Raw genomic sequence first — 24,771 nt, 5'->3', positions numbered from 1 at the left:
CGGCATGCGTTTGATCGTCGTTGCTGTGGGCCAGCGTGTGCCCCCGTGGGCGCAAACCGCCTGGGACGATTACGCCAAGCGCTTTCCGCCCGAGATCAAGCTGGCGCTCAAAGCCATCAAAACCGAGCCGCGCAGCGGTGGTAAAACCACGGCGCAAGTGATGGCCGCCGAGCACGCGCGCATCGAAGCGGCCATTGCCAAAGGCACCCACGTGGTGGCGCTGGATGAACGCGGCACGGCGCTGACCACCCCCGCGCTGGCGGCAGCATTGACGCGCTGGCAAGGGCTGGGCAGCGATGTGGCGTTGGTGATCGGCGGCCCGGACGGGCTGGATCCCGCATTCCGAAAAACCGCACACGAGCGCATCCGCCTGTCTGACCTGACCTTGCCGCATGCCATGGTGCGCGTGCTGCTCATCGAGCAGTTGTACCGTGCCTGGTCGATCAACGCGGGCCATCCGTATCACCGGGAATAATGCGTGGACATTGGTGCTTGGGCATCGCCCCCTTCAACCCCTTGACTCATGGCCCGTTGTGGACTTCATCTACCTCGCCTCACAAAGCCCGCGTCGCCGCCAGTTGCTGGAGCAGATCGGCGTGCGGCTGCAACTGCTGCTGCCTGCCGATGCCGCCGCTGCCGAAGCGCTGGAGCAAGTGCGCGGGCGTGAGTCACCTGGCCGTTACGTGCGCCGCGTGACGGCGCTGAAGCTGGATGAGGCGCTCAAACGCTTGACGCAACAGGGTCTGCCAGCCGCGCCGGTGCTGTGTGCCGACACCACGGTGGCGCTGGGTGCGGGCATTTTGGGCAAACCGGCCGATGCGGTCGATGCTGCCCGCATGCTGCGCCGCCTGGCGGGCCGCACGCACCGCGTGATCACTGCTGTGGTCGTGCAGGCCGCGGATGGCGTGAGGCACGAGGCAGTGAGCGATTCGCGCGTGCGCTTTGCCCGTTTGACCGAGGCTGACATCACCGCTTACGTGTCCAGCGGTGAATGGCAAGGCAAGGCGGGCGCTTATGGCATTCAGGGCCGGGCGGCGGTTTTTATCGAACACATCAGTGGCAGCTACAGCGGCATCATGGGCCTGCCACTTTATGAGACCGCGATGCTGCTGCGCCGAAGCGGCCTGCGGCGCTCAAGCAAAGGTGATTGCACATGCAGCAAGACATTCTGATCAACTGGTCGCCGCAGGAGACGCGGGTGGCGGTCGTCGAAAGCGGGGCCGTGCAAGAGGTGCACGTCGAGCGTGCGCTGGAGCGCGGCCTGGTGGGCAACATTTACCTGGGCAAGGTGGCGCGCGTGTTGCCGGGCATGCAGTCGGCCTTTATCGACATTGGGCTGGAGCGCGCCGCGTTCTTGCATGTGGCTGATTTGTGGCAGCGCCCGCTGGAAGGCGAATCGCTGCCTGCCCATCGGCACAGCGCGCCAGTCAAGCCGATTGAAAAGCAGGTGTTTGAAGGCCAGACGTTGATGGTGCAAGTCATCAAAGACCCGATAGGCACCAAGGGCGCGCGCCTGTCTACGCAAATCAGCGTGGCGGGCCGAATGCTGGTGTTTTTACCGCAGGACGAGCACATCGGCGTGTCGCAAAAAATCCCGGCTGCCTTGCGCGACGCCTTGCGCGCGCGCTTGCAGGCGCTGGCCAGCGAGGCTGAAAACGAGGGGCGCATTGGCGGCTTCATTTTGCGCACCAATGCCGAAGACGCTTCAGATGCCGAGCTGGCCGAAGACATGGCCTACCTGCGCAAAGCCTGGGCGCGCATCAAGCAGGCGTCGGTGCAGCAGCCGCCCACCAGCTTGCTGCACCAGGATTTGAGTTTGTTACAACGTGTGTTGCGTGATCTGACCAGCGAGCGTACCAGCGCCATCCGCATTGATTCCAGCGAGCAGTTTCACGCGCTGGCTGCTTTTGGGCGCGAATTCATGCCTGCGGCGGCAGCGCATTTGCAGCACTACAAGGGCGAGCGGCCCATTTTTGATTTGTTCTCGGTCGATGAAGAAATCACCAAGGCGCTGGGCCGCCGGGTGGATTTGAAGTCGGGCGGCTACCTCATCATCGACCAGACCGAGGCGTTGACCACCATCGACGTGAACACTGGCGGCTTTGTGGGCGCGCGCAATTTTGACGACACAGTGTTCAAGACCAATCTGGAAGCTGCACTGGCGATCGCACGGCAGTTACGTCTGCGCAACCTGGGCGGTATCGTCATCATCGATTTTATTGACATGGCCTTGCCCGAGCACCAACAGGCCGTGCTGGCCGAGTTGCGCAAGCAACTGGCGCGCGACCGTGTGAAGACTCAGGTGGGCAACTTTTCAGCCCTTGGCTTGGTGGAGATGACGCGCAAGCGCGTGCGCGAATCACTGGCGCAGCTGCTCAGCCAAGGGTGCGATCAGTGCCAGGGCACGGGCCGCGTGCGCACCGCGCGCACCGTGGCCTACGACATCTTGCGCGAAATTTTGCGCGAGGCGCGCCAGTTCAACCCCAAAGAATTTCGCATCGTGGCCACGCCTGCCGTGGTGGACATGCTGCTGGACGAGGAAAACGTGCATCTGGCGGGCCTGTCGGACTTCATCGGCAAGCCCATTTCCTTGCAGGCTGAATCCAGCATCGGGCCGGATCAGTACGACATCGTGCTGTTGTGATCGGGTGGGCTGTCTCCGCAGGCAGCGATTCCCGCAGCAGTTTCAAAGCACTGGATCAGGCACCATGTAGGCTGCGTTGTGCAGGCGCGCATACAGCCCGCGCTGGGCCATCAGGCTGGCGTGCGTGCCTTGCTCGACAATTTGGCCGTGTTCCATGACAACGATGCGATCAGCGTGTTCGATGGTGGACAGGCGGTGCGCAATCACCAGCGTGGTACGCCCGGCCATGGCGCGGGCCATGGCTTGCTGCACCAGGCGTTCGCTTTCGGTGTCCAGCGCTGACGTGGCCTCATCCAGCAACAGCACCGGCGCGTCTTTGTACAGTGCGCGGGCAATCGCCAGCCGCTGGCGCTGGCCGCCGGACAGTTGTGTGGCGTTGTGGCCCAGCACGGTGTCGATGCCTTGTGGCAGAGCGGCGACGTGGGCGGCCAGATTGGCGTCTTGCAAACAGCGCTGCACTTGATCGCGGTTGATTTCGGCAGCGCCCAGCGCCACGTTGGCGGCAATGCTGTCGTTGAGCATCACCACATCCTGGCTGACCAGCGCCAGTTGGGCGCGTAAATCGACCAGTGGCCAGTCGGCCAGATCGCGCCCGTCCAGCAGCACCTGGCCCGCTGTGGGATGCACAAAACGCGGCAACAGGTTGACCAGCGTGGTTTTGCCAGCGCCCGACGGGCCGACCAGGGCCACCGTTTCGCCCGGCATCACATGCAGACTGATTTGATGCAGTGCGGGCGCGGTGTGCGCCGTGTCTCCAGAGGACGGATAGGCCACGCTGACCTGCCGCAGATCGATGTCGCCACGCACGCGCGGGGCAGGGCAGGCAGTGCCGGTGAGGGCTGCGGGGTTGCTGGGGCCGACTTCGGGCAACACTTCGGCCATCAGATCAAGCCCACGCTCCAGCGCCGTCAGCCCGCGCGTGATGGGGCCGACCACGTCCGTCAGACGGCGCAGCGGCTGCGTCAGCATCAGCATGGCGGTAATGAACGCCACAAACCCGCCCACGGTGACGGCGCTGCCATTGGCGTCGGCACGCTGGCCCTGGTAAAGCGCAATGCCAATGACTGTCGACAACGCCACGGCGGTGGCCATCTGGGCCAGTGGCATGACACCGGCAGAGGCGCTGGCAGCCTTGATCGACAAGCCGCGCAGATGGCGGCTGAGTTCAGCAAAACGCCCTGATTGCTGGGTCTGCGCGCCATGCAGGCGCACCATGCGGTGGGCCAGCACGTTTTCTTCCACCACGTAGGCCAGCTCGTCGGTGGTGGCCTGGCTTTGGCGTGTGTAGCGGTACAGGCGGCGGGACATCACTTTCATGATCGTGGCCACCACCGGCACCAGCGTCAGCACCACCAGCGTGAGCGACCAGTTCAGCACCAGCAGGTACGTCATCAGCGCCAGCACCGTGAAGCTGTCGCGCGCCAGATTCAGCAAGGCGTTGACCAGCAAGGTAGAGCCGGTTTGCACTTCGTACACGATGGTGTTGGACAACTGGCTGGCCGACTGGCGCGAGAACAAAGACAGCTCAGCCGTCAGCAAACGGTCAAACAACTGGCGGCGCAGTTTGACCATGCCGTCATTGGCAATGCGGGCCAACGCATACTGGCTGCCAAAGTGGGCAAAGCCGCGCAAGGCGAATAGTCCCACGATAGTGACCGGAACCGTCCAGAAAGCCAGCGTGCCACGGGTAAAGCCATCGTCCAGCAAGGGCTTGAGCAGCATGGGGATAGAAGCTTCAGTCAGCGCGCTGATCAAGGTGCCCAGCACGGCAATCACCCAGCCCAGGCGGTATTCGCTGAAATAAGCCCACAACCGCCGCAGACGCTGCCACAGCGGCTGCTGTGCGCAAGAAGATGCAGGAGAAGGCGCTGGCGATGGGGCGGACGATGAGGAAGGGGGAGCGGGTGAAGGCATGGGCACGGCAATCAGGGTGAGGGCATTCTACGAATGCGCGGGAACTTCACACAAAAGCGCCTCACCAATGCACAGTTTGAAACGGAGTATCGCGCCAGCTTGTTACCATTGTCGGGTTTGGGTGAGCGCTATCTCTCTATCCCCGTTTGAACGCGTGTTTTGTTGCCTGCCCTTTGCATCGACCCTTTATGAACCTGCCTTCTGATCCGCCAGTTATTCCCCATCCTTCACGCCGCGCCTTGCTGGGCGCGTTGGCCTGGACTTGTTCTGCGCCTGTATGGGCGCAGTTTCGTGTGGAAGTCTCTGGCGTGGGCTTGACCCAATTGCCCATTGCGCTGGTGCCTTTTCGCGGGGAAGATGCCGCGCCGCAAAAAATCAGCGCCATCGTGCGTGCCGACCTGGAACGCACCGGCATGTTCCGCGTGGTCGACTCCAGCGGCCAGCCGATGGACGAAACATCGCGCCCCGATATGTCGTTCTGGCGCCAGCGCACGGCCGATGCACTGGCAGGCGGCAGCATCAACCGCCTGCCCGATGGGCGCTGGGATGCGCGCTTTCGCCTGTGGGACGTGGTGCGCGGGCAGGATTCGGGTGGCCAGGGCTATGTGGTGCCGCAGGCCGATTTGCGGCTGGCGGCGCACAAGATCGCCGATTACATCTACGAAAAGCTGACGGGTGAAAAAGGCGTGTTTTCGACCCGCTTGGCCTACGTCACCAAGGCGGGCAGCCGCTACACGCTGTGGGTGGCCGATTCGGATGGCGAAAATGCCCAGGGCGCGCTGTCCAGCCCCGAGCCCATCATTTCGCCCGCCTGGTCGCCCAACGGCACGCAACTGGCCTATGTGTCGTTCGAGGCGCGCAAGCCGGTGATTTATGTGCACGACGTGTCCACCGGACGCAGGCGTTTGCTGGCCAACTTTCGCGGCTCCAACAGCGCCCCCGCCTGGTCGCCGGACGGGCGCAGCCTGGCCGTGACTTTGTCGCGCGATGGTGGCTCGCAGCTTTATCTGATCAGCGCCAGCGGGGGAGACCCCCGGCGCTTGACGCAGTCGTCCAGCATTGATACCGAGCCAGTGTTTTCGCACGATGGCAGCAGTATTTACTTTGTCAGCGACCGGGGCGGTGCGCCGCAAATTTACCGTATGCCCGCAGGCGGCGGCAGTGCGCAGCGCGTGACCTTCAGTGGCAGCTACAACGTGTCGCCCACGATCAGCCCGGATGGTCGTTGGCTGGCCTACATCTCGCGCACGGGTGGCTTTAAGCTGCATGTGATGGATCTGGCCTCAGGCAACGTCACGGCGGTAACGGACACCAGCGAGGACGAAAACCCGAGCTTTGCACCCAACAGCCGTTTGATCGTGTACGCCACCCGTCAGGGGGGGCGGGATACGTTGATGACCACCACGGTGGACGGCAAGATCAAAGCCCGGCTGGCGGGCAAGGGCGGTGATATCAGGGAGCCTTCCTGGGGCCCGTATCAGCGCTGATGGCCAAGATTTTTGAGTTTCGTGGTGGTTCCCGGTCAATGGCGGGGCTTTTTTGAATGGTTTCAAATTTTCATTGCAGGAGAAGCAGGATGAACTTTAAGCATTACATGATGGTGGCCGCTATGACGGTCGTACTGGCCGGTTGCGGCAGCAGCGTCAAGATGGATCCGCCCATTGAAGGCGCGGGTGCCAATGGTGCAGGCACGGGTGGCGCAACCACGCAAGGCGCAGGCGAAAGCACGGTTACGCCCGTACAGGCTGGTGGCATGGAGTCCGATGCGCAAGGCCCGTCAGGCGTCGGACGCGTCATTTACTTTGGTTACGACAGCTTTTCGGTCAATCCTGAATACCAGGGTCTGGTCGATCAGCATGCCCGTTTTTTGCAGGCCAACCGGGGACGTTTTGTGTCGCTGGAAGGCAATACCGACGAGCGCGGCAGCCGCGAATACAACCTGGCACTGGGTCAAAAGCGCGCTGAAGCCGTGCGCCGCGCGTTGACGCTGGTGGGTGCCAGCGATGCCCAGGTGGAGGCGGTGAGCTTTGGCGAGGAAAAGCCTGCCGTCATGGGCAGCTCAGAAGACGCTTATTCGCAGAACCGGCGCGTTGAGTTGCGCTACCGTTGAGCCAAAGCACAGTGCAAGCGCGTAAAACAGCCCACGCCTGTCTGATGACTTTGGCGCTGCTGGCCACAGGGCAGGCGGCGCAGGCGCAAATTTTTGGTGATGACCAGGCGCGGCAGGCCATTTTGGATTTGCGCCAGCGGTTTGATCAGGCCGTCACGGCGCAAAACCGTCTGGTGGATGACAACGCCCAAATGCGCCGCAGCATGCTGGATTTGCAGCAGCAAATCGAATCACTGCGCGGCGAACTGGCCCGGGCCGTGGGTTCTGAGGAGCAGTTGACCCGTGAACTTGCGGAACTCAAACGCACCCAGGCAAGCAGTCAGCAGACGCTGCAAGAGCGGCTGAGCAAACTGGAGTCGGGTGGTGCACCTGATGAGCAGGTGATCAACGGTGATGCAGCAACGGCTGCAACAGGCAGCGAACGGCAGGAGTTTGACGCTGCGCTGGCTGTGTTTCGTGCAGGTGACTTCAAGGCAGCGCAAACGGGCTTCGCAGGGTTTATCAAGCGCTATCCGCGCAGCAACCTGGCACCATCGGCGTTGTTCTGGCTGGGCAATGCACAGTACGCCACACGCGACTATAAAGAGGCCATCACCAACTTCAGGGCTTTGCTGACGGCAGCCCCCAACCACCAGCGCGCGCCCGAAGCCATGCTGTCGATTGCCAATTGCCAAATCGAGATGAAAGACACGCGCGCGGCCCGAACGTCACTGGAGTCGCTGGTCAAAACCTACCCGCAGTCCGAGGCGGCGCAGGCCGGCCGTGAGCGGCTGGCGCGGCTGAAGTAATGCCAAGGGATTGAGCCTGGCACCGGGCAGGTCAATCCCGCTATAATTTTGGGTTTCCTTGCCGCACCCTGATCCTGACGCCGGGGGCGGTTTTTGCTTTGGTGCGCGGACTGATTCACAGTGCCGTGCAGCTAGGGTGTTTCGATCCATAAGGAGCGTTCATGCGTCACTATGAAATCATTTTGTTGATCCATCCGGATCAAAGCGAGCAGGTGCCAGCTATGCTGGAGCGCTACAAAGGCATGATCACCGCCGGTGGCGGCAAGATCCACCGCGAAGAAGACTGGGGTCGCCGCCAACTGGCTTACCAGATCAACAAGCTGGCCAAGGCGCATTACCTGTGCCTGAACATCGAGGCCGATCAGTCCGTGCTGGCAGAGCTTGAGCACGCTTTCAAGTTCAACGATGCCGTGCTGCGCCACCTCACCGTTCAAAAGAAAAAGGCCGACACCGCCCCTTCGTCAATGATGAAAACCGTTGAGCGCGAAGAGGCCCGCAAAGCCCAGCAAACGGAGGCCAGCCACTGATTGATGCGGCGGCGCGGCCCAATGGCGTGAACGTTGTACGTCTGTCGGCCCGTATTGTCGAGTTGAGTGCGCCCCGTTACACACCAGCGGGTTTGCCTGCGCTGGATATCCGGCTTGAACACGAGTCGGTACAGCAAGAGGCAGACCAGTTGCGACAGGTGAAAGTGGTGCTTAAGGCGGTCGCCATAGGCGCTACAGCCGAACGGCTTGGCAAGCAAACGGTTGGATCATGCTGGTGCTTTACCGGCTTTCTGTCCAGCCCGCGCCATCTCAAATCAGTGCTGCTTCATATCCAGGATTTTCAACAAAACCAGTTTCAAGGAGCCTTATAAATGGCCACGTTCAAAAAATTCAACAAGGACAAGCGTCCCAAGCGCAACAGCCAGTCGCTGCTGTTCAAGCGCAAGCGCTTTTGCCGTTTCACGGTGGCAGGCGTGGACGAGATCGACTACAAGGACATCGACACGCTGCGCGACTTCATCAGCGAAAACGGCAAGATCGTGCCGGCGCGCCTGACCGGCACGCGCGCCATCTACCAGCGCCAGCTCAATACCGCCATCAAGCGCGCGCGTTTTCTGGCGCTGTTGCCGTACAGCGACCAGCACCGCGTCTAAAGCCGGAAGGGAAATTCACCATGCAAATCATTCTTCTGGACAAAGTCATCAACCTGGGCAATCTGGGCGAAATCGTCAAAGTCAAGGACGGCTACGCACGCAACTACCTGATTCCTTCAGGTCGTGCCCGTCGCGCCACTGAAGCGGCCAAAGCTGAATTCGAAGCACGCCGCGCCGAGCTGGAAAAGCAGGCCGCTGAAAAGCTGGCGGCAGCCCAGGCCGTGGGCGAAAAACTCAATGGACAAACCATCAAGCTCACTCAGAAAGCGGGTGTGGATGGCCGCCTGTTTGGTTCGGTCACCAACCACGACATTGCCGATGAGCTGAAAAAACAAGGCTTTGACGTGCACAAGTCGCAGGTTCGCTTGCCGAATGGGCCGATCAAAGTCGTCAGCGACAACGCCGTGCAGGTGTCATTGCACACCGACGTGGATGCTGAAATCACGGTATCGATCTACGGCGAAACCGCCTAATTGCTCTGGCTGGCTGGCGCTGTTGCAGCGCCTCAGTCTTTCGACACTCCTAAACCGCCCGCCTGCTCAGGCGAGGCGGTTTGTTTTTTGGCGCTTTCTTTATCCACTGGTATCCACGGATTTTCATTGCGTTACCCACTGCAATCGCACTGTTTTTCCACAGGGTTTTGCCATGACAGGTGGCCGCACGCCGCGTACCATGCGTTGACCGTTGTCGTTCATTGTTGACCGCTTTCAAAAACGGGCCGTTATCACTTCTTTACCGCTTGCATGTCCGCTGTTTTACCCCCCAGTTACGCCGACTTTGGCGCTGACTTGCCTGTCGATCCCCAGATCGCCCAGTTACGCATTCCCCCACATTCGATCGAGGCTGAATCCAGTGTGCTGGGCGGCTTGCTGCTGGACAACGGCGCGTGGGATCGGGTGGCCGACCTGCTGATCGACTCGGACTTCTACCGTTACGAACACCGGCTGGTGTTTGCCGTGGTCGGCAAATTGATCAATGAGAACAAGCCAGCCGACATCATCACCGTCTATGAAGAGCTGCAACGCCAGGGTAAGGGCGATGAAGTCGGGGGGGTGGCTTACCTGAATTCGCTGGCCCAGTACGTGCCCAGTGCCAGCAATATTCGTCGCTACGCCGAAATCGTGCGCGAGCGCTCGGTGCTGCGTAAGCTGGTGTCGGCCAGTGACGAGATCGCTACCAGCGCTTTCAACACCCAGGGCAAGGCGGTGGACAAGATTCTGGACGAGGCCGAATCCAAGATTTTCCACATTGGCGAAGAAGGCTCGCGCATGAAGCAGGGCTTTCAGCCCATGGACAAGCTGGTGGTGCAGCTGCTTGACCGCGTGCAGGAAATGGCCGACAACCCCAACGACGTGACAGGCGTGCCCACAGGGTTTTATGACCTTGACCGCATGACCGCAGGCTTGCAGGCGGGCGATTTGGTGGTGCTGGCGGCACGCCCGTCGATGGGCAAGACCGCATTGGCCATCAACATCGCCGAGCACGTGGCGCTGAACGAAGGGTTGCCAGTTGCCGTGTTTTCGATGGAGATGGGTGCGGCGCAACTGGCGGTGCGTATCGTCGGCTCGATTGGCCGCATCAATCAAAGCCATCTGCGCACCGGCAAGCTGAACGACGAAGAATGGCCGCGCCTGACCGAAGCCATTGAGCGCTTGCGCACAGTGAGCCTGCACATCGACGAAACACCAGGCCTGACACCTTCTGAGCTGCGCGCCAATGCCCGTCGGCTGGCGCGCCAGTGCGGCAAACTGGGCCTGGTCGTGGTGGACTACTTGCAGCTGATGAGCGGCAGCAGTTCCAGCGATGAAAACCGCGCGACCGAGCTGGGCGAAATTTCGCGGGGCCTCAAGGCACTGGCCAAGGAGTTGCAATGCCCGGTGATCGCGCTGTCGCAGCTCAATCGCAGTGTGGAGCAGCGCAACGACAAGCGTCCCATGATGAGCGACTTGCGTGAGTCCGGTGCCATCGAGCAGGATGCGGACATCATTATGTTTATCTACCGCGACGAGTACTACAACAAAGAGTCACGTGAACCCGGTGTGGCCGAAATCATCATCGGCAAGCAGCGCAACGGCCCCACCGGCACCGTCAAGCTGACCTTCCTGAATGCGCTGACCCGGTTTGAAAGCATGGCCGTTGGGGCCAGTGATGATTTTTAAAAAGAAAAAGCGCCCCGTAAGGCGCTTGGATTGATTGAGCAGTTGTAGCGCGTTGAGCGCGATACCAGCCCTCAACCCTGGTGCGGGCGCTTGCCAGGGTTTTTCTTGCTGCGCGTGTGCGCTCCGCGCTCCAGGCTTTTGCGCTGCCCGGCACCTTGCTTGATGGTGGGTGCGCCTGGCAGGGGTGGCGTGGCTTTGCGCATGGCTTCAGTGACGAGTTTGCTGCCCATGATGAGATCCTTTGCTGTGGTGAGATAAGAGAGAAAGCACAATGTGCGGCTTGGCCGCAAAACGCGCTATTTTCCACCATTTCACAGTCCTTGACGCGCTGCATTGCAGCGGCTGGGCCGGGAATTCATCAAAACACCCCTGCCGGTGGTTGACCGACTGACTCTGGCTTGCGCCACCTGAATCGGGTGGGCTTTTAAGATTTCAAGTTTTGTGCTGTGTGATGAGAGACAACGTATCGGTGTTCACCAATCAGACGTTTGGTTTCTTGCTCTAAAAAGTCTAGCATTGAAGCCATGGCGGCGCTGTTGTGGCGGCGCTGGGCATAGGCGGCGTACAACCAGATATCGCGCGGCATGAACTCGGTCAGTGCGGCCTGCAAGGTGCCGTTGTCCAGGTGCTCTATCAAGGCGGCGGTGGGCATGTAGACCACGCCCAGGTCTTGTTGCACCAGTGTGAGCAAGGGTTCGTTGTCAGAGGCCACCACGCGCGGCTGCACCGTCACGGCCAGGGGTTTGCCGTGGTCGCTGAAATGCCATACGGGGACTGCGTCGTGCAAGGCGGCGGCCAGCGTGTGGTGGGTGAGCAGCTCGCGCGGGTGTGACGGCACGCCGTGCATCTGCCAATAGGCCGGGGTGGCCGCTACGGTGAGTGTGACTGGGGTGAGGCGGCGCACGATCATGCTGGCGTCGGGGATGGGGCCGATGCGCAGACCGATGTCCACGCCTTCTTCTACCAAATCAACCACGCGGTTGGTGAGTTGCAGGCGCAAGGTGACGGCTGGGTGCTGGGTGAGAAAGCGCCCCAGCATTGCGGGCAGGGGCGTGTGCATCAGGCGCGGCGGGGCGGACACGGTGAGCCGTCCGCTGGGTTTGATGGCGCGCTCCAGCAGCTCGCCCTGGGTCATTTGCACCAGCTCCAGCACGGGGCCGGTGCGCTCGTACAACAGTTGTCCCGCGTCGGTCAGCGAGACTTTGCGCGTGGTGCGGTTGAACAGCCGCACGCCAAAGCGCTGCTCCAGCGCCGCCACATACTTGCTGACGTTGGGGGGTGACATATCGAGCGCGCGCGCCGCGCCGGAAAAGCTGCCGCGCCGTGCCACTTCACGGAAAGTCTGGATCAGATCAAGCGAGTCCATTATTTCTTGAATAGAAATAGTCATATTCTATTCAACCGCTTTCTTTGCCTTTATGAAAAGCGCAAAGTAACGGTCATGGGGCCAGTCATGACAAGCGGGACAGACCCCAAAGCCATCAACCAGATATTGGTCCGATGCGCTTCAAACCCTGTTGACCGCTTGAAACGTGCAACCCTTTGGCTTTTTAAGGAAATCATCATGAACATCAAAAACATCACCCTGTCTTCCATCGTCGCTCTGGCTGCCTTGTCGGGCAGTGCTTTCGCCGCATCGCAAATGCCTGAGTCGGGTGTTGGCCCGCTGTTTCTCAACCCGCCTGCCGTCGGCTCGACCTTGACCCGCGCTGAAGTGCGTGCCGAAGCCATTCAAAACCGCCCCGCTGCTGGTGAGCAAACCGTGGCCCAGGTGCAAGGCGGGTACAGCGACCAGAGCCGCGCTGAAGTGCGCGCCGAGCTGCGTCAAGCCATCGAGCACGGCTACCAAGTGCCCAGCGGCGTCCAGAACTGACGTGATGGGCACCTGTTGCCTGGTGGCGCGACAGCGTTGACCGGGCAGACCCAAAACCTGGCACCACGCCGCGCAAGACCTTCGGGTTTTGTGCGGCGTTGTTCTTTTACGGGTGTAGTCAGCGCGCCAGCTCATCCAGCTCGGCCAGTGAAAAACCGGCTTGCAAGCGTGCGTCCTTGTTGAAGGGCGGCTTCAGGCGCGGGGCCTGGTACTGACGGGCCAGCACGCGGTAATGGGCCATTGGGTTCAGCTGTTGGCGTGTGCACAGCCAGCCGTACCAGTGGTTGCCAATGGCCACGTGGCCCACCTCATCGCGCAGGATGATGTCCAGAATGTCGCAGGCGACCAGTGCATCGGGCGCGCCCACAGCGCGCAGCTTGGCCTGGATCAGCGGGGTGGCGTCCAGCCCGCGCGCTTCCAGCGTGCGCGGCACCAGCGCCATGCGGGCGGTAATGTCGCCGCTGGTTTTTTCGCACATCGCCCACAGGCCGTTGTGGGCCGGAAAATCGCCGTAATCGTGGCCCAGCGCCGTGCGCAAGTGTTGGCGCAACAGTTGAAAGTGCCTAGCTTCCTCAGTCGCCACGCGCAGCCAGTCGCGGTAAAACGCTTCGGGCATACCGGCAAAGCGCCACACGGCGTCAAGCGCCAGGTTGATGGCGTTGAATTCAATGTGGCAAATGGCGTGGATCAGCGCCGCCCGCCCTTCGGCGGTGTGTACGCTGCGCTGGGGTACGTCGGCCGGGGCGATCAGCTCGGGCCGGTCTGGGCGGCCCGGCAGTTGGGGCGGGGCGGTGATAGTGCTTTCGATTGCTATTTTTTTTGTAGCTGCCTGCTCCTTTAAATCAAGCGCTAAAGCTATCTTTTGATCCAAATCTGAAGTGCAAAGCGCCTGCAAGGCCAGGGTACGTATGTCCTTCCCTATAAGGGTATGTTTTCTCGCCCCTGGAATTGATCGAGGAGACCCCAAGCATGGCTGTATACGAAGTGGATGGCAAAGTGCCGCAGATCGATTCCACCGCCTGGATTGCCGAATCGGCCGAGGTGATGGGCCACGTCACCCTGGGGCCAGAAGCCAGTGTGTGGTTTGGCTGCGTGCTGCGCGGGGACACCGAGAGCATGACCATTGGCGAAGGCAGCAACATTCAAGACCTGAGCGTGCTGCACGCCGACCACGGCATGCCCTTGACGATTGGCCGCCACGTGACTGTGGGCCACAAGGTCATGCTGCACGGCTGCACGATTGGCGACGAGTCGCTGATCGGCATTGGTGCGGTGGTGCTCAATGGAGCCAAGATTGGCAACAACTGCCTGGTGGGCGCTGGCGCACTGGTGACTGAAGGCAAAGAGTTTCCTGACGGCAGCATGATTGTGGGTGCTCCCGCCAAGGTGGTGCGCCAATTGACGCCGGAGCAGATGGAGGGCTTGCGCCAAAGCGCCCAGCATTACATCGACAATGCACGGCTGTTTCGCGCCACCTTGAACAAGCTGTCGGCGTGAGGCCGTAAAGGCCATAACTGCTGGCCAGACGCTTGAATCCAGCCAGCGCACGCCCCACATAGTTGCTCATGTCTGAACTGCACAAATTCATCTTCGACGGCCTGCCGGTGCGCGGTCAACTGGTGCGCTTGACCGATGCCTGGCAAGAGCTGCTGCGCCGCCGCGCCGCCAACACGCAAACCGGGGCCTATCCGCCCGCAGTGGCCGAGATGCTGGGCGAAATGGCCGCTGCCGCCGTGCTGATGCAGGGCAACATCAAGTTCGACGGTGCGCTGATCTTGCAGATTTTTGGCGATGGCCCGGTCAAAGTGGCCGTGGCCGAAGTGCAGACCGATTTGCGCCTGCGCGCCACCGCCTCGGTGGTGGGGACTGTGTCGCCCGGTGCGCGGGTGGATCAACTGGTGAACGCACATGGCCAAGGGCGCTGCGCCATCACACTTGATCCGGCCCGCCGTGAACACGGCCAGCAACCTTATCAAGGCGTGGTGCCGCTGGTGGACGAGGCGGGTGCGCCGCTGCGCAGCCTGTCGGGCATGGTGGAACATTACATGCGCCAGTCCGAGCAGCTTGACACCGTGCTGGTGCTGGCAGCCGATGAGCAAGTGGCCGCGGGCCTGCTGATCCAGCGCCTGCCCGTGCAGGGCGAAACCAACCTGTCGCAAAGCAATGTGGTGCGCGACGATGCAGATGATGCGGGCGAAGAAGACGACTTTGACCGCATCGCCGTGCTGGCGCGCAGCTTGAAGCGCGAAGAACTGCTGGGGCTGGATGCTGACACCATCTTGCGCCGCCTGTTCTGGGAGGAAAAGCTGTTGCGCTTTCCACCGCAAATGGGCGTGCAAGGGCCGCGCTTTGCCTGCTCGTGCAGCCGCGAGCGTGTGGCCGCCATGCTCAAAGGGCTGGGGCAGGGCGAGCTGGATTCGATCTTGGCCGAGCAAGGTCAAGTCGAAGTGGGCTGCGATTTTTGCGGCCAGCAAGAGCGCTTTGACGCCGTGGATGTGGCGCGACTGTTCACCCCGGCAGAGCAGCAATCGCCCCAGCCGGGTTCGGTGCAGTAAGGCGCACCAGGCACTGCCAGCAAACCCATGCGTTTTGACGTCATCACCCTGTTTCCTGAGCTTTTCGCTCCTTTTTTGGAAGCTGGTATTGCACGCCGCGCCTATGCCAGCGGCCAAATTGACTTGAAATTGTGGAACCCGCGCGAGCACGCCGAGGGCAACTACCGCCGCGTCGACGACCGCCCCTTTGGCGGTGGCCCCGGCATGGTGATGCTGGCCGAGCCGCTGGCGCTTTGCCTGGCCGCCATCCGTGCCGACCGCGCCGACGCGCCCGGCCAGGCAGCGCCGGTGCTGCTGTTCTCGCCCATCGGCGAGGTGCTGCGCCACACCATGGTTGAGCGCTGGGCCGCGGACGTGCGCGGTGCCATCCTGGTCTGCGGGCGGTATGAGGGCATTGACCAGCGCTTCATCGACAGGCATGTCGATGCGCAGATCAGCCTGGGCGACTTCGTGCTGTCGGGCGGTGAGATCGCCGCGCTGGCGCTGCTGGACGCCGTGGCACGCCTGCAGCCTGGCGTGCTGAACGACGAAGGCAGCCACCAGGCCGACAGCTTCAATCCGGCCCTGGACGGTTTGCTGGACTGCCCGCACTACACCCGCCCCGAAGCCTGGGGCGGCCAGCGCGTGCCGGCCGAGCTGCTGTCGGGCCACCACACGCAGATCGAGCAGTGGCGGCGCGCCCAGCGGCTGGCGCTGACGGTGCGGCACCGCCCGGATCTGATCGCCGCCGCGCGCGCCGACGGGCGCCTGTCGGCCGCGGATGAGGCGCTGCTGCGGCAGGTGCAAGGCGACAGCCTGTCCATTTGACGCCGCAGCCGGTGGTTCGTCCGGCACGGCGATGGGGCAGAATGGGACTCTGATGCGCATCGACCCCGTTTCATTGCAAGTCTTCGTCGCCGTCGTCGAGACCGGCTCGATTGCCGCCGCCGCCGAGCGCGAATACCTGGCGGCGGCGGCCATCAGCCGCCGCATCGCGGAGCTGGAGGAACTGCTGGCCACGCCGCTGCTGATCCGGCACGCGCGCGCGGGGTCGAGCCGACCGCAGCTGGCCTGGCGCTGCGCGACCTGGCGCGGCAGGCGCTGCACCTGCTGGACGACCTGCCGGTGCAACTGCATGGCTTTGCCAGTGGGGTGCGGGGGCAGGTGACGGCACTGCGCCAGCGCGGCAGCCTGGATGCCCAGGTTTGCGTCGCAGCCATCAAACAGTACCAACTGCAGCCGGATCGCCAGGCACCGTGGACAGCTTAGGGCGGGCGTGCTCGGCCGGCGTGCCAAAATTGCATATAATCAAAGGCTTTTCGATCCTCTGCCGGCCGCGGCACGAGATGCGGGGGCAAGCTCCTGAGCTTGCAAAAATCGCTCTCAAATCAACAGCTTACGGGTGGCTTCAATAGCTCGCCCAGAAGCCGCCGCCCCTAGCGTAGCGCGTGCACTGATCGAAGTCGGAAGACTGAAATGAACCTGATCCAGACCCTCGAGCAAGAGGAAATCGAGCGCCTCGGCAAGAAGATCCCCGAGTTTGCCCCGGGCGACACCGTGATCGTCAGCGTGAACGTGGTGGAAGGCAGCCGCAAGCGCGTGCAGGCTTATGAGGGCGTGGTGATTGCCAAGCGCAACCGCGGCCTGAACAGTGGCTTTACGGTGCGCAAGATCTCCAGCGGCGAAGGCGTGGAGCGCACGTTTCAGACCTACAGCCCGCTGATTGCCGGCATCGAAGTCAAGCGCCGTGGCGATGTACGCCGCGCCAAGCTGTATTACCTGCGCCAGCGTTCTGGCAAGTCGGCCCGCATCAAGGAAAAGCTGCCCAGCCGCGTGGCCAAGCAGGCCAGCAACGCCGCCTGATCTGCTGTATTCAGCGCTCAGTCTTTGGACTGATCACTCACACGCCGCCTGTTGCGCTTGTTGCACCAGGCGGTTTTTCATGGCTGCTCTGCCTGGCTTTCGTGCAGCGCGGTAGAGTGGCGTGATGCAACAACCAGCCTTCACGCTCCCCAGTTTTGACCCGCGTCAGGTGCCGGTGGCGGCGGTGGACGATCATTTGCCGCCCGTGACCATCGAGCGCCTGACGCCAGGAGCCTTGCGCCAGCGCTTTGCCCGTCCGCCCGTCTGGCAGCCCGAGGTGCGGCGCGAACCCCGCTTCATGGATCGCCCGCCCGCTGCCGCTGCCGTGCTGGTGCCGCTGGTGCAGCGTGCTGATGGACTGACTGTGCTGTTGACACAGCGCACGGCCCATTTGTCCACCCATTCGGGGCAGATTGCTTTTCCGGGCGGCAAGGTGGACAAGGCCGATGTCGATGCCGCTGATGCCGCCTTGCGCGAGGCGGAGGAAGAAGTGGCTCTGGCGCGCCGTTTTGTCGACGTGATTGGCGAGTTGCCCGCTTACGTGACCGGCTCGCAATTCACCGTCACGCCCGTGGTGGCCTTGGTGCGCGAAGGTTTTGTGTTGCGCCCCAATCCGGGCGAAGTGGCCTGTGCGTTTGAGGTGCCTTTGGCTTTTTTGATGAACCCTGCACACCACCGCCGCCATCAGATGGACTGGGAAGGTCAGGTACGCGAATGGTTTTCCATGCCGTATGTGGCCCCTGCGCGCGCTGATGCGGCGGCAGGCGAGTCGCCGCCCGCGTTAGGCCCCATGTCAGGCCACGCGGTGGAGCACTTCATCTGGGGGGCCACGGCGGGCATGCTGCGCAACTTTTATCGGTTTTTGAGCGCCTGAATGGCATCAACGTAGGCTTGGCATGGCCTGCGGTCTGGCGTGGCTATCATTCCGGCCATGGCCTTGTTTGCAATCGTCATCGCGCTGCTGCTGGAGCAGGTTCGCCCGCTGGCGGCGGGCAATCTGGCCACGGTGGGTTTGCGCCACTGGGTGCGCGCGGTGGGCCAGAACGTGGACGCTGGCGGCGTGTCGCATGGCTGGCTGGCCTGGACGCTGGCCGTGGTGGCCCCAGCGCTGGCCGCCGCCGCAGTGGGCAGGCTGCTGGACTGGTTGGTGGGCTGGCCGCTGGCGCTGGCCTGGACGGTGTGGATGTTGTATTTGACGCTGGGATTTCGGCAGTTCAGCCACCACTTCACCGGTATTCGCGACGCGCTGGAAGCGGGCGATGACGCGCGCGCCCGCCAGTTGCTGGCACGCTGGCAGCAGGTGGACGTCAGCGCGCTGCCGCGTAGCGACGTGGCGCGTCGCGTGATCGAGCATTCGGTGCTGGCCGCCCACAGCCATGTGTTTGGCGTGCTGCTGTGGTTTTGTCTGTCGGCCATGCTGGGGTTAGGGCCAGCGGGGGCCGTACTGTTTCGCAACGCCGAATTTGCACGGCGCTACTGGCCGCACAAGGCACGCACCGGGCAGCAGCCGGTCAGCCCGGCACTGGTCAGTGCGGCCCAGCAGGCATGGCAGGCCGTCAACTGGCTGCCCGCTCGGGCCACCGCACTGGGCATGGCCATGGTAGGCAGTTTTGAAGAAGCCATCGAGGTTTGGCGCAACCACGCCCACCGCTTTGCCGATGGCAACGATGGCGTGGTGCTGGCCGCCACTGCCGGTGCGCTGGGCGTGCGCCTGGGCGACAACGCCTTGAAAGCGCCGTCCGCCGTGGAAGGTGATGGGCCATTGGGAACGACGCTCGCCGCGGCGGCCCAGCCCTTGCCCGGCGATGCGCCCAGCCCGGCGCACTTCAGCCAGGTGATTGGTTTGCTGTGGCGCATGGTGGCGCTGTGGCTGCTGCTGCTGGTGTTGCTGACGCTGGCGCGGGTGGTGGGCTGAGTCGGGGGCTGTGAGTGCAAATTAAATGCCGACGGCACTTGTCAGCATTTCGCTAATAGCTATCAAATTGATATTACTAGGGCAGCCACCAGCACCTTGATATGACCGCACCTTCATTCGGTATCGGCACCGTGGCCTGCGATGCCTGGCGCGTGCTGACTTTTCGGTCGCCGTCGCCTGCCATCGGTGCGCATTGGCGGGCCTATCTGGCTTTTGGCCTAGGGATCACGTGGTTGGCGGGGGTGGGCCGCTATTGGGACAACCCGCGTGCCTTGCTGTGGCAGCACCTGGGGCTGGGTTCGGTGGTCTATGTGTTTTGTCTGGCGCTGGTGCTGTGGGTGCTGCTGGCTCCGCTCAAGCCGCAGCGCTGGTCGTATCGCAATGTGTTGATCTTTATCACGTTGACCTCACCGCCAGCGGTGTTTTACGCCATTCCGGTCGAGCGCTTCATGCCGCTGCCTGAGGCGCAGGCGGCCAATGCCTGGTTTTTGGCAGTGGTGGCGCTGTGGCGGGTGGCGTTGCTGTTCTGGTTTTTGCGACGGCTGGCGGGGCTGTCGTGGGGGGCGGTGGTGGTGGCCACGCTGCTGCCGCTGACGTTGATTGTGGTGACGCTGACGGTGCTCAACCTGGAGCATGTGGTGTTTTCCATCATGGCGGGCATCCAGCCCGAGCAGCGCTCGGCCAACGATTTGTCTTATGGCATCGTCGTGCTGTTGGCCTACTTCTCCATCTTTGCGGCACCAGTGTTTGGGGGCTTTTATGCGTGGTTGGTCTATCGTGCGCGCAGCCGGGATTGAGGCTTTGTGATTTGAAGCAAACTTGGCTTCTGCGTAAGTACAGCAAGCGTTGCCAGCTATTAGAAGAATTATTGGGTCACATAATCGGTCTGGTTAGAGACCCTTGATCGGACGGATGGCAGGCGCATGCGTGGTCGCCGGGCGCGCTCATGAAGGCGTCGATGATGGCGCAGTCTTGTCCGCCAGCAGCACCCTGGCATTGCTGGCGCAGGGCCACCAGTTGGGTTTGCAACGCGGTCAGGGACTGCACCTGGCGCTGTACGCGCACGATGTGCTCGTCCAGCAGCGCGTTCACGTCCTGGCACGACTGGCGCGGCGTGCGGGCGTAGGCCAGCAATTGGCGGATGTCGGCCAGCGGAATGTCCAGTGCGCGGCAGTGGCGCACAAACTGCAGGCGCGCCAAGTGCTGATCGGCGTAGGCGCGGTAGCCTGAGGCGTCGCGCTCGGGCGCATCAAGCAGGCCCTCGCGTTCGTAATAGCGCACGGTTTGTACGTCGCAGTCGGCGCGGGTGGCGAGTTCTCCAATCTTCATGACAGTGTCCGAGGCAGTTGCTTGTGGGCAGTTGCTGGTGTTTTGGGTAGGGGCTTGACCTTGTAGCGACTATAGGGTTTTCAATGGTGGTGTGTTGATTCTGAAAGGCTAAAACCATGTCCGCATCGTGCTGCGCCCCTGTATCACCAGGCAACAATCCACGCTACCGCCGCGTGCTGTGGGTGGCGCTGGTGGTCAATGCCGCCATGTTTGGGGTAGAGCTGCTGGCGGGCTGGGCGGCGGGGTCGGTGGCGTTGCTGGCCGATGCGATTGATTTTTTTGGCGATGCGGTTAATTACGGCCTGTCGCTGGCGGTGCTGGGCATGGCGCTGGCCACGCGGGCCAAGGCGGCGCTGTTCAAGGCCGCGTGCATGGCCGCTTTTGGTGTGTTTGTGCTGGGGCGGGCAGCGTGGTCGGTGCGCGGCGGCATAGTGCCTGAGGCGATGACCATGGGCGTCGTGGCCACGCTGGCGCTGGTGGCCAATGTGGCGGTGGCGTGGCTGCTGTACCACTACCGTTCGGGCGACGCCAATATGCGTTCGGTCTGGATTTGCTCACGCAACGATGCCATTGGCAATGTGGCGGTGGCGCTGGCGGCGTTGGGCGTGTTGGGCACCGGCACGGCCTGGCCGGATTTGATGGTGGCGGCGCTGATGGCGCTGCTGGGCATTACCGGTGCATGGGCGGTGGGGCGGCAGGCGTGGGCTGAGTTGCGCGGCGGCAGTACCACAACCGCAGCAGCGGTTGAGCCAGGATGCTGCGCCAGCCATGAGCACGATGGCATGCACGCCCACGAAAACTGACCCATGAAAGGCTGACTTGTAGCACCGGCGCGGCATGGCATCATGGGGGCAAACCGGCTGTTGTCATGACACCTATCCAGCGCTATCGCATCGAACAGCACGAAGGCGACTATGCCTCGTGGCCCAAAAAGTCCCGTCTGTGGGCTGATGGCCATTTGCTGCCGCATGGCGTACCGGGCTATGTGATTGAGGCGCAGTACGACACGCCCCTGGGGCCGCTGCTGATCACGTCCTACGACTGTATGTACGAGGAGGCGAACGATTTTTTGCTGATTGACCACACGGGCCGGGTGGTGGCGCAAGCCACTCTGGGCCTGATGTTCTGCAGCTACTTGCTGGACGCGCATTGGCCAGTGGATGCCCACACGCTGGCGCTGCATTACCATCTGAACGACTTTTACACGCTGACGGTACGGCCTGGACGATTGTTTGGCAGTGGTCAGCCTGGTTTGCAGCTCAACCCCTGTCTTGACTGGCAGCGTGATGCGCGCATGGTGGCGTCCAGCCAGCGTTTGCAGGAAAAATTGGCTCGTGTGCGTGAAACATGGGGTGATGGCACTGCCGCATAAAACAAAGTACCTTTGGGCTAGGTGTCTTTTTGATGCCACATTTGTGTGGCGCATCTCCGCTCAGGCCCCGGCGCAGCACCAGGGTGTTCTTGACATGCATTAAGGACGGAATAAGGGGTGGTTCTTACCCTCTGAAGGTTAACTTTTAGAGCGAGGGTTTAAGGCCATGAGCAATCCGTCATCCAGCGGCTTTACCAAGGAGATGGCGCGCAACATCTTCTACGGTGGGTCGCTGTTTTTCATTCTGGTGTTTATCAGCCTGGTGTTTCATTCGGAAGGGCGCATTCCTGAGCGCTCCAACGAGCCAGCGATGACCGAATCGGTGGTGCGTGGCAAGGCCATTTGGGAGCAAAACAACTGTATTGGTTGCCACACCCTGCTGGGCGAGGGCGCTTACTTTGCGCCTGAACTGGGCAACGTGTACCAGCGTCGCGGTGGCGATGCGTCGGGCGGCGCCTTCATCAAGGCATGGATGCAAGCGCAACCTACGGGCGCACCAGGCCGCAGGCAAATGCCGCAGTTCAACCTGAGCGAGCAGCAGCTCGACGATCTGGTTGAATTTTTGAAGTGGACCAACGGTATCAATACCGAAAAATGGCCACCCAACATCGAAGGCTGAAGCCGCGGAGCATACAGACATGAGCACTTCAAGCATTCTCAAATACAAATCGCAAGCGGTCGCCAAGCCGTACTTCATTGCCGCCATTGCCCTGTTAGTGGGCCAGATCGTGTTTGGCCTGGTGATGGGCGTGCAATACATCTGGGGCGACTTTCTGTTCCCGGCCATACCGTTTAACGTGGCCCGCATGGTGCACACCAACTTGTTGATCGTGTGGCTGCTGTTCGGCTTTATGGGCGCGGCTTACTACATGGTGCCGGAAGAGGCCGAGACCGAGCTGTACAGCCCCAAGCTGGCGATCGCCATGTTCTGGATATTCCTGGCAGCGGGCGCGGCCACCATCCTGGGCTATTTGCTGGTGCCTTACGCCAAGCTGGCCGAGATGACGGGCAATAACCTGCTGATGACCATGGGGCGTGAATTCCTGGAGCAGCCCTTGCCAACCAAGATAGGGATTGTGATTGTGGCGCTGGCGCTGTTGTTCAACGTCAGCATGACCTACCTGAAGGGCCGCAAGACCACCATCACCACCATTTTGCTGATTGGCCTGTGGGGGCTGGCGTTGCTGTTTTTGTTTGCCTTTGCCAACCCGCACAACCTGGTGCGCGACAAAATGTACTGGTGGTGGGTGGTTCACCTGTGGGTGGAAGGCGTGTGGGAGCTGATTTTGGCTTCGCTGCTGGCTTATGTGTTGATCAAGACCACAGGCGTCGACCGCGAAGTGGTGGACAAGTGGGTGTACGTGATCGTGGCCTTTGCGCTGTTTACCGGCATTTTGGGTACGGCCCACCATTACTACTTCATTGGCTTGCCGGGCTACTGGCACCCCATTGGCAACATCTTCTCGTCGCTGGAGCCGATCCCGTTCTTCCTGCTGACCATGTTCGCCTTCCGCGTGGTGCAAAAGCGCAGGCGTGAACACGCCAACCAGGCTGCTATTTTGTGGGCTGTGGGCTGCGCCGTGATGGGCTTTGTGGGCGCGGGCCTGTGGGGCTTTTTGCACACGCTGTCGTTTGTCAACTACTACACCCACGGCACCCAGACCACCGCAGCCCACGGGCACTTGGCGTTTTATGGCGCGTATGCGCTGGTGGTGATCTGCATCATCAGCTACGCCATGCCCACGCTGCGCGGGCGCATCGCCAACAGCGCCAAGGCGCAATCGGTGGAAATGTGGTCGTTCTGGGTCATGACCATCGGCATGGGCCTGATGACGCTGGCGCTGACTGGCGCAGGTATCGTGCAGGTGTGGTTGCAGCGCCTGCCTGAAAGCGGGGCCATGCCTTTCATGGCCGCGCAAGACCAGGCCATGTTCTTCTATGGCTTGCGCTTGGCTGGCGGTGTGCTGTTTGCCATCGGCCTGCTGATGTACGTGTGGAGCTTCTTCATCGGCGGCGAGCCGGCTGAAGAGCCGGGCATCGAATCACGCCGTGGCGGCCTGATGCCCAGCCCCGCTGCGCGCCGTTCATCGCGCGTTTGAAAATGAAACACCCCCTGTGGTGCTTCGTACCTTTCCCCCGCTTTGGCCTTGCTGCCCAAGGCGGGCAGGGGGACGCAGCCAGCGCGGCGGGGCGGCCCTTGCACGGCCGACCGCGCTGGGGGGTATCCCGCGCCATGAATCACTGAGATGTATCGCGACGCCATGCCCGACAGTGCGGCCACCGAAGAGGCGGCGATCCCCTTCTACGCTGCGCAAGGCGATGAGGCGGCGCTGTTCGAGCACGCCTTCAGGCAGCGCCTGCCGCTGCTACTCAAAGGGCCGACGGGGTGTGGCAAAACCCGGTTTGTCGAGCACATGGCCGCACGCTTGCAGCGACCTTTGGTCACCGTAAGTTGCCACGATGATCTCACCGCCGCTGATCTGGTGGGCCGCTACCTGATTGGTGACGGCAACACCGTGTGGGCCGATGGCCCGCTGGCGCGCGCCGTGCGGCAAGGGGCCATTTGCTATCTGGACGAGGTGATCGAAGCCCGCAAGGACACCACCGTCGTGCTGCACCCGCTGGCTGACGACCGCCGCCAGTTGCCCATTGAGCGTACGGGCGAGCTGTTGCAGGCCGCGCCTGAATTCATGCTGGTGGTGTCGTACAACCCCGGCTATCAAAACCTGCTGAAAAACCTCAAGCCCAGTACGCGCCAGCGCTTTGTGGCGCTGTCGTTCGATTACCCGGCACCTGAGGTGGAGCGGCGCATCGTGACGGCCGAGTCGGGCATTGATGAAGCCCTGGCCACGCGGCTGGTCAAGCTGGCGCAGGCACTGCGCCGTCTGACCGACCAGGATCTGGAAGAAACCGTCAGTACCCGCCTGCTGGTGATGGCCGCGCGCTTGATGGCCAGCGGCCTGCCCGAGTTGGCAGCGTGCCGCGCGGCCATCGTCGATGCGCTGACAGACGATGCCGACACGGCTGAGGCTCTGAACGAAGTCGTCCTGGCCGCATTCGAGGTATGACTATCCCTCTGAGGCCGGGCTTGCTCCACTGCCTTTTGAGGCTTGCGCGCAACCTGCGGCG

The 24,771-nt window shown here is 62.1% G+C and carries 30 protein-coding genes; 25 read left to right on the top strand and 5 right to left on the bottom strand.

Going from position 1 to position 24,771, the window contains the following annotated elements; all coding sequences use genetic code 11:
• The first annotated feature begins 4 nt into the window (after positions 1-4).
• The 3 genes from rlmH to rng are packed head-to-tail and all read left to right on the top strand — an operon-like array spanning position 5 to position 2,644.
• Complete coding sequence (rlmH, locus tag ACK5NW_RS07515; protein WP_416926630.1) at positions 5-475, top strand: 23S rRNA (pseudouridine(1915)-N(3))-methyltransferase RlmH; 471 nt, start codon at positions 5-7, stop codon at positions 473-475.
• Between the two features lie 58 nt (positions 476-533).
• Positions 534-1,172, top strand: coding sequence for a Maf family protein (locus ACK5NW_RS07510; protein WP_416926628.1), 639 nt, complete (start codon positions 534-536; stop codon positions 1,170-1,172).
• Positions 1,154-2,644, top strand: a complete 1,491-nt coding sequence (rng, locus tag ACK5NW_RS07505) for a ribonuclease G (protein ID WP_416926626.1) — start codon at positions 1,154-1,156, stop codon at positions 2,642-2,644. Before ACK5NW_RS07510 ends, rng begins: the two co-directional genes overlap by 19 nt.
• 42 nt (positions 2,645-2,686) lie before the next feature.
• Here rng and msbA read toward each other — a convergent pair whose 3' ends face one another.
• Positions 2,687-4,558, bottom strand: a complete 1,872-nt coding sequence (msbA, locus tag ACK5NW_RS07500; RefSeq protein ID WP_416926624.1) for a lipid A export permease/ATP-binding protein MsbA — start codon at positions 4,556-4,558, stop codon at positions 2,687-2,689.
• A gap of 188 nt (positions 4,559-4,746) precedes the next feature.
• On the opposite strand from msbA, the gene tolB reads away from it, so the two are divergent.
• The 8 genes from tolB to dnaB all read left to right on the top strand — a co-directional run bounded on the left by tolB (position 4,747) and on the right by dnaB (position 10,756).
• On the top strand, positions 4,747-6,045 hold the full coding sequence (gene tolB, locus ACK5NW_RS07495; RefSeq protein WP_416926622.1) for a Tol-Pal system beta propeller repeat protein TolB: 1,299 nt from the start codon (positions 4,747-4,749) through the stop codon (positions 6,043-6,045).
• An 89-nt stretch (positions 6,046-6,134) separates the two neighbouring features.
• Positions 6,135-6,668: a peptidoglycan-associated lipoprotein Pal gene (gene pal / locus ACK5NW_RS07490; protein ID WP_416926620.1), complete on the top strand. Its 534-nt coding sequence runs from the start codon at positions 6,135-6,137 to the stop codon at positions 6,666-6,668.
• Between the two features lie 44 nt (positions 6,669-6,712).
• The gene (ybgF, locus tag ACK5NW_RS07485; protein ID WP_416926809.1) at positions 6,713-7,456 is read left to right on the top strand and encodes a tol-pal system protein YbgF; all 744 of its coding nucleotides are present in this window, start codon (positions 6,713-6,715) and stop codon (positions 7,454-7,456) included.
• A gap of 161 nt (positions 7,457-7,617) precedes the next feature.
• Complete coding sequence (gene rpsF / locus ACK5NW_RS07480; RefSeq protein WP_416926618.1) at positions 7,618-7,983, top strand: 30S ribosomal protein S6; 366 nt, start codon at positions 7,618-7,620, stop codon at positions 7,981-7,983.
• A gap of 26 nt (positions 7,984-8,009) precedes the next feature.
• A complete protein-coding gene (priB, locus tag ACK5NW_RS07475) occupies positions 8,010-8,315 on the top strand; it encodes a primosomal replication protein N (protein WP_416926616.1) in 306 nt (101 codons plus the stop codon).
• Positions 8,316-8,597 carry a 30S ribosomal protein S18 gene (gene rpsR / locus ACK5NW_RS07470; protein WP_416926614.1) on the top strand — a complete coding sequence of 94 codons (282 nt, stop codon included), beginning with the start codon at positions 8,316-8,318 and terminating at the stop codon, positions 8,595-8,597.
• Between the two features lie 20 nt (positions 8,598-8,617).
• Positions 8,618-9,070 (top strand): 50S ribosomal protein L9, encoded by a 453-nt coding sequence (gene rplI, locus ACK5NW_RS07465; RefSeq protein WP_416926612.1) that lies wholly within the window; start codon positions 8,618-8,620, stop codon positions 9,068-9,070.
• Between the two features lie 270 nt (positions 9,071-9,340).
• Complete coding sequence (gene dnaB, locus ACK5NW_RS07460; RefSeq protein ID WP_416926610.1) at positions 9,341-10,756, top strand: replicative DNA helicase; 1,416 nt, start codon at positions 9,341-9,343, stop codon at positions 10,754-10,756.
• Positions 10,757-10,827: 71 nt separating this feature from the next.
• Here dnaB and ACK5NW_RS07455 read toward each other — a convergent pair whose 3' ends face one another.
• Both ACK5NW_RS07455 and ACK5NW_RS07450 read right to left on the bottom strand, forming a co-directional pair.
• Positions 10,828-10,986: a hypothetical protein gene (locus tag ACK5NW_RS07455; RefSeq protein WP_416926608.1), complete on the bottom strand. Its 159-nt coding sequence runs from the start codon at positions 10,984-10,986 to the stop codon at positions 10,828-10,830.
• A gap of 194 nt (positions 10,987-11,180) precedes the next feature.
• Complete coding sequence (locus tag ACK5NW_RS07450) at positions 11,181-12,122, bottom strand: LysR substrate-binding domain-containing protein (RefSeq protein ID WP_416926606.1); 942 nt, start codon at positions 12,120-12,122, stop codon at positions 11,181-11,183.
• A 198-nt stretch (positions 12,123-12,320) separates the two neighbouring features.
• Between ACK5NW_RS07450 and ACK5NW_RS07445 the strand changes: the two genes are divergently transcribed.
• Positions 12,321-12,629 (top strand): DUF4148 domain-containing protein, encoded by a 309-nt coding sequence (locus ACK5NW_RS07445; protein WP_416926604.1) that lies wholly within the window; start codon positions 12,321-12,323, stop codon positions 12,627-12,629.
• Between the two features lie 118 nt (positions 12,630-12,747).
• On the opposite strand, the gene ACK5NW_RS07440 is transcribed toward ACK5NW_RS07445, so the two are convergent.
• Complete coding sequence (locus tag ACK5NW_RS07440) at positions 12,748-13,500, bottom strand: ferritin-like domain-containing protein (protein WP_416926602.1); 753 nt, start codon at positions 13,498-13,500, stop codon at positions 12,748-12,750.
• Positions 13,501-13,598: 98 nt separating this feature from the next.
• Between ACK5NW_RS07440 and ACK5NW_RS07435 the strand changes: the two genes are divergently transcribed.
• The 8 genes from ACK5NW_RS07435 (at position 13,599) to ACK5NW_RS07400 (ending at position 19,738) form a co-directional block, all read left to right on the top strand.
• Entirely contained in the window at positions 13,599-14,126 is a 528-nt protein-coding gene (locus ACK5NW_RS07435) for a gamma carbonic anhydrase family protein (protein WP_416926600.1), read from the top strand.
• A gap of 68 nt (positions 14,127-14,194) precedes the next feature.
• The gene (locus ACK5NW_RS07430) at positions 14,195-15,184 is read left to right on the top strand and encodes an Hsp33 family molecular chaperone HslO (RefSeq protein WP_416926598.1); all 990 of its coding nucleotides are present in this window, start codon (positions 14,195-14,197) and stop codon (positions 15,182-15,184) included.
• A 27-nt stretch (positions 15,185-15,211) separates the two neighbouring features.
• The gene (gene trmD / locus ACK5NW_RS07425) at positions 15,212-15,991 is read left to right on the top strand and encodes a tRNA (guanosine(37)-N1)-methyltransferase TrmD (RefSeq protein ID WP_416926596.1); all 780 of its coding nucleotides are present in this window, start codon (positions 15,212-15,214) and stop codon (positions 15,989-15,991) included.
• 52 nt (positions 15,992-16,043) lie between these two features.
• Positions 16,044-16,331, top strand: coding sequence for a helix-turn-helix domain-containing protein (locus tag ACK5NW_RS07420; protein WP_416926594.1), 288 nt, complete (start codon positions 16,044-16,046; stop codon positions 16,329-16,331).
• Positions 16,332-16,639: 308 nt separating this feature from the next.
• Positions 16,640-17,026, top strand: a complete 387-nt coding sequence (rplS, locus tag ACK5NW_RS07415) for a 50S ribosomal protein L19 (protein ID WP_416926592.1) — start codon at positions 16,640-16,642, stop codon at positions 17,024-17,026.
• A 124-nt stretch (positions 17,027-17,150) separates the two neighbouring features.
• Entirely contained in the window at positions 17,151-17,900 is a 750-nt protein-coding gene (locus ACK5NW_RS07410) for an NUDIX hydrolase (RefSeq protein WP_416926590.1), read from the top strand.
• A 57-nt stretch (positions 17,901-17,957) separates the two neighbouring features.
• Positions 17,958-18,941 carry a CobD/CbiB family protein gene (locus ACK5NW_RS07405; protein ID WP_416926588.1) on the top strand — a complete coding sequence of 328 codons (984 nt, stop codon included), beginning with the start codon at positions 17,958-17,960 and terminating at the stop codon, positions 18,939-18,941.
• A gap of 101 nt (positions 18,942-19,042) precedes the next feature.
• A complete protein-coding gene (locus tag ACK5NW_RS07400) occupies positions 19,043-19,738 on the top strand; it encodes a hypothetical protein (protein ID WP_416926586.1) in 696 nt (231 codons plus the stop codon).
• A gap of 76 nt (positions 19,739-19,814) precedes the next feature.
• Here ACK5NW_RS07400 and cadR read toward each other — a convergent pair whose 3' ends face one another.
• On the bottom strand, positions 19,815-20,270 hold the full coding sequence (cadR, locus tag ACK5NW_RS07395) for a Cd(II)/Pb(II)-responsive transcriptional regulator (protein WP_416926584.1): 456 nt from the start codon (positions 20,268-20,270) through the stop codon (positions 19,815-19,817).
• 116 nt (positions 20,271-20,386) lie between these two features.
• Here cadR and ACK5NW_RS07390 point away from each other — a divergent pair, with 116 nt between their 5' ends.
• From ACK5NW_RS07390 to ACK5NW_RS07370, 5 genes are all read left to right on the top strand, one after another.
• On the top strand, positions 20,387-21,073 hold the full coding sequence (locus ACK5NW_RS07390) for a cation transporter (protein ID WP_416926582.1): 687 nt from the start codon (positions 20,387-20,389) through the stop codon (positions 21,071-21,073).
• Positions 21,074-21,138: 65 nt separating this feature from the next.
• Positions 21,139-21,642: a hypothetical protein gene (locus tag ACK5NW_RS07385; RefSeq protein WP_416926580.1), complete on the top strand. Its 504-nt coding sequence runs from the start codon at positions 21,139-21,141 to the stop codon at positions 21,640-21,642.
• Between the two features lie 166 nt (positions 21,643-21,808).
• Positions 21,809-22,261, top strand: coding sequence for a c-type cytochrome (locus tag ACK5NW_RS07380; protein WP_416926578.1), 453 nt, complete (start codon positions 21,809-21,811; stop codon positions 22,259-22,261).
• A 19-nt stretch (positions 22,262-22,280) separates the two neighbouring features.
• Positions 22,281-23,741, top strand: coding sequence for a cbb3-type cytochrome c oxidase subunit I (locus ACK5NW_RS07375; protein WP_416926575.1), 1,461 nt, complete (start codon positions 22,281-22,283; stop codon positions 23,739-23,741).
• A 147-nt stretch (positions 23,742-23,888) separates the two neighbouring features.
• On the top strand, positions 23,889-24,710 hold the full coding sequence (locus ACK5NW_RS07370) for a CbbQ/NirQ/NorQ/GpvN family protein (RefSeq protein WP_416926573.1): 822 nt from the start codon (positions 23,889-23,891) through the stop codon (positions 24,708-24,710).
• The last annotated feature ends 61 nt before the right edge of the window (positions 24,711-24,771 follow it).

Origin of the sequence: Ottowia sp. (assembly GCF_047975795.1) — a bacterium.
In the GTDB taxonomy this organism is placed as follows: Bacteria; Pseudomonadota; Gammaproteobacteria; order Burkholderiales; family Burkholderiaceae_C; genus Ottowia.
Note: the sequence above shows the minus strand (reverse complement) of the source record. Positions and strands in the feature narration are given on the sequence as shown.